Here is a 3,766-nt window from a genome sequence, read left to right on the forward strand (position 1 = left end):
GCCGATGCCCTTCATCTATGTCGCCGGCATGTGGATGGCGGTCTTCGCCTCGATCGCCTTCACCGCGATCTATGCCTTCCGCGTCGCGGCGGAAGCGCGCCTGCTCGCCAACGCTTTGGCCGCCACCGAGCTGGTGCTGCAGCGCGAGCAGCATCTTTCGGCGCTGGACGGGCTGGCCGCCGCCGCCGCGCATGAGCTCGGCACGCCGCTGGCCACCATCACTGTGGTCGCCAAGGAGATGGAAAAGGCGCTCGGCAAGGACCCGAAATACGGCGAGGACGTCAAGCTCCTGCGCTCGCAGAGCGAACGCTGCCGCGAGATCCTGAAGCGGCTGACCAGCCTGTCCTCGGAAGGCGAAGCGCATCTGTCGCGCATGCCGCTCACCTCGCTGATCGAGGAGGTGACGGCGCCGCACCGCGATTTCGGCATCTCGATCCGGCTGCGGCCCGGCGAGCGCATCGGCCCCGAGCCGGTCGGCCAGCGCAACCCCGGCGTCATCTACGGGCTCGGCAATCTGGTCGAGAACGCTGTCGATTTCGCCCGCAAGTCGGTCACCGTCAGCTGGAGCTGGGACAATGAGACGGTCACCTTCTCCATCACCGATGACGGGCCGGGGTTCCCGGCCGAGATCATCGACCGCATCGGCGAGCCCTATATGTCGACGCGCCAGGGCACGGAGGCGGGCGGCGGCCTGGGGCTTGGTCTGTTCATCGCCAAGACCTTGCTGGAACGGTCCGGCGCCACTATCGATTTCCGCAATTCGAGCGGGCTCGGCGAAGGCGCGGTGGTGCAGGTCGTCTGGCCGCGTGGCGTCTTCCTCAACCAGGATCAGGCTTCGGCCACCATGTTCGACAATGCGTAACCTTGGCTGGATGGTGCGTAGACCTTGCAATTACCGCATGGCAGCTCTGTTGCCGGCTCTAAAAATTGGACATTGCTCTTGCGGGACTGTATCTGCGTAAAAGTGAAGCATGTCGCCCAAAATTGTGTCTGGAAAAGCGGCATGCCCGAAAAACATGGACTTCGAGCGCCTTCGCCGGAATTCGTTTCGACGGGTAGCGCTTTGGTCAATAGGGTGCCGATAAGATGAGCGGAGACGAGACGGCTGGCGCAATGGTCGAGGGCGAGGACACCTCGCTGCTCATCGTCGAGGACGACAAGCCCTTTCTCACCCGGCTCGCCCGGGCCATGGAAACCAGGGGCTTCGTGGTCGAGACGGCGGAAAGCGTCGAAGAGGCTGTCGCCAAGGCGCGCGCCCATCCGCCGGCCTATGCGGTGGTCGACATGCGTCTCGGCGACGGCAACGGCCTCGATGTCGTTGCAGCCATCCGCGAAAAGCGCGACGACGCCCGCGCCATCATCCTGACCGGCTATGGCAACATCGCCACCGCGGTGACGGCGGTGAAGCTCGGCGCCATCGACTATCTTTCCAAGCCTGCTGATGCCGACGACGTCTTCGCGGCGCTCACCCGCACCTCCGGCGAACGTGCCGCGCCGCCGGAAAACCCGATGTCGGCCGACCGCGTGCGCTGGGAGCACATCCAGCGCGTCTACGAAATGTGCGACCGCAACGTTTCCGAGACGGCGCGCCGGCTGAACATGCACCGCCGCACCCTGCAGCGGATTCTCGCCAAGCGGGCGCCGCGCTGAACAAACTTCGTCATCCTTGGGCGTAGCGCCGCAAAGCGGCGCGAAGACCCGAGGATCCATGCCGTGACCTTGGCCGAAGAATGCAGCGGAGCAGAATTCTGCACCGTTGGCACCGCTCCCATGTAACGGAATGGATCCTCGGGTCTGCGCTGCGTCGCTTCGCTCCTTGCTTCGCCCGTGGATGACGAAGCGACGGACGTTCGGCCTTGCATCGCCGCTGACGCTGCGCATCATTGGACGACAGGTTCTCGGCCAACAGGCTGGTGAGAGAGGAGCCCATGCAAGACGAACAGCCGAAATCGATCCTGCGCGAATTCCTCGACGGCGAGACCGCGGGCGGCATCATCCTGATGGCGGCCGCGGCCCTGGCGCTCATCGTCGCCAACTCGCCTTTGGCCGAGACCTATTTCGCCGTGCTCCACGCTTATCTCGGGCCGCTCAGCGTCTCGCACTGGATCAATGACGGGCTGATGGCGGTGTTCTTCCTGCTGGTCGGGCTGGAGATCAAGCGCGAGATGCTCGACGGGCAGCTCTCGACCTGGCCGCGCCGCGTGCTGCCCGGCATCGCCGCCGCCGGCGGCATGGTGGTGCCGGCGCTGGTCTATGTCCTGATCAATCGCGATAATCAGGCGGCGCTTTCCGGCTGGGCGATCCCCACCGCCACCGACATCGCCTTCGCGCTCGGCGTTCTGTCGCTGCTCGGCAGCCGCGTGCCGGCCTCGCTGAAGGTCTTCCTCACCGCCCTGGCCATCATCGACGATCTCGGCGCCGTCATCATCATCGCGCTGTTCTACACCAGCGGCCTGTCGCTCGCATACCTGGCCGCCGCCTTCGCCGTCATCGCACTGCTGGTCGTGCTCAACCGCATGCGGGCGATGAAGCTCTGGCCGTATCTGCTGCTGGGCGTCGTCCTGTGGGTGCTGGTGCTGAAGTCGGGCGTGCATGCCACGCTGGCCGGCGTCGCGCTGGCGCTCACCATCCCGCTGGAGCGGTCTCCCGGCATCAGCCACGATACTGAACATTCGCCGCTGCACCGGCTGGAGCACGGCCTGCACAAGCTCGTGCCCTTTCTCATCATCCCGATCTTCGGCTTCGCCAATGCCGGCGTCTCGCTGGGCGGCCTGAGCTTCGCGGCCCTTGTCGAGCCGCTGACGCTGGGCGTCGCCGCTGGCTTGGTCCTGGGCAAGCTGGTCGGCGTCTTCGGCTCCTCGGCGCTGGCCATCCGCTTCGGCCTCGCAGACCTGCCGGTCAATGCCGGCTGGCTGCATATGCTGGGTGTCTCGCTGCTCTGCGGCATTGGCTTTACCATGAGCCTGTTCATCGGCCTGCTCGCCTTCGTCCGCGACCCGGCGCTCCAGGACGCGGTGAAGGTCGGCATCCTCGCCGGCTCGCTGGTTGCCGCGCTGCTGGGCGCCGCCGTGCTGCTGACGGCGCCTGCGGCCGGCGCGGATGAGGATGTGGACTAGACCCTTAAGGCAAGTGGCTCCGGCGGTAGGCCAAAGGCCTCGAACAGGGCGGGGCCGAGCGGCGGGACATAGATCGTCAGCGAGGCGATCTTGCCGTCGGCGGCTTCGATGACATGCAGCGAATGCGGCCGCCAGATGGAATCCCGGCGGCCGAGCGCGTAGATGCCCACCGCCGGCTGGGCATTGGCGCCGACGGCCACCGCCCGATAGCCGGCAAAATTGCCCCAGACGCTTGCCAGGAAAGCGCCGATCGCCTGATGTCCGCGGTACCATTCCTGCCATGGCGGCATGTGGTAGATGGCGTCCTCGCGCAGCAGCTCGACGAGCCCGTCCAGATTGTCGGTCTGCCAGGCCTGCATATAGCGTTCGAGCAGCACGCCTTCGCCCGCGCTGGGCCGGGACCGCTGCGGCGGGCGCACCTGGCGTTCGCCCAGCTTGGTTCGCGCTCGCTGCAAGGCGCTGTTGATCGAGGCGGTGGTTCCGCCCAGCAATTGCGCGGTCTCGACGGCGGACCATCCGGAGCACGTCGCAAAGCAGCAGCGTCGCGCGCTGCCTGGGCGGCAGCAGCTGGATCGCCGCGACAAAGGCGAGCCGTACCGCCTCGCGAGCCTCGTAGCGCGCTTCCGGGCCGGGCCCGTCGTCGGCAATGT

5 protein-coding genes are annotated in these 3,766 nt (G+C 66.5%); 4 read left to right on the forward strand and 1 reads right to left on the reverse strand.

Annotated features, from left to right (window positions below; all coding sequences use genetic code 11):
* The 3 genes from EOA24_RS30425 to nhaA form a co-directional block, all read left to right on the forward strand.
* Positions 1-862, forward strand: an 862-nt coding sequence (locus EOA24_RS30425; RefSeq protein WP_128774470.1) for an ActS/PrrB/RegB family redox-sensitive histidine kinase, incomplete at its 5' end; no start/stop codon positions are given.
* A gap of 224 nt (positions 863-1,086) precedes the next feature.
* Positions 1,087-1,650 carry an ActR/PrrA/RegA family redox response regulator transcription factor gene (locus tag EOA24_RS30430; RefSeq protein WP_108703014.1) on the forward strand — a complete coding sequence of 188 codons (564 nt, stop codon included), beginning with the start codon at positions 1,087-1,089 and terminating at the stop codon, positions 1,648-1,650.
* A 278-nt stretch (positions 1,651-1,928) separates the two neighbouring features.
* Positions 1,929-3,116 carry a Na+/H+ antiporter NhaA gene (nhaA, locus tag EOA24_RS30435; protein WP_127257610.1) on the forward strand — a complete coding sequence of 396 codons (1,188 nt, stop codon included), beginning with the start codon at positions 1,929-1,931 and terminating at the stop codon, positions 3,114-3,116.
* Here nhaA and EOA24_RS43425 read toward each other — a convergent pair.
* Positions 3,113-3,535, reverse strand: a complete 423-nt coding sequence (locus EOA24_RS43425; RefSeq protein ID WP_245501888.1) for a nuclear transport factor 2 family protein — start codon at positions 3,533-3,535, stop codon at positions 3,113-3,115. The genes nhaA and EOA24_RS43425 overlap by 4 nt on opposite strands.
* 43 nt (positions 3,536-3,578) lie before the next feature.
* Here EOA24_RS43425 and EOA24_RS43430 point away from each other — a divergent pair.
* Positions 3,579-3,766: hypothetical protein (locus tag EOA24_RS43430; protein WP_245501889.1), on the forward strand; the 188-nt coding region annotated here is incomplete at its 3' end.

The sequence above is a fragment of the Mesorhizobium sp. M2A.F.Ca.ET.039.01.1.1 genome, assembly GCF_003998035.1.
In the GTDB taxonomy this organism is placed as follows: Bacteria; Pseudomonadota; Alphaproteobacteria; order Rhizobiales; family Rhizobiaceae; genus Mesorhizobium.

What these genes read in the sequence shown, in the direction of transcription:
- EOA24_RS30430 (WP_108703014.1), top strand. Translation starts at nt 1,087, where the DNA reads ATGAGCGGAGACGAGACGGCTGGCGCAATGGTCGAGGGCGAGGACACC.
- nhaA (WP_127257610.1), top strand. Translation starts at nt 1,929, where the DNA reads ATGCAAGACGAACAGCCGAAATCGATCCTGCGCGAATTCCTCGACGGC.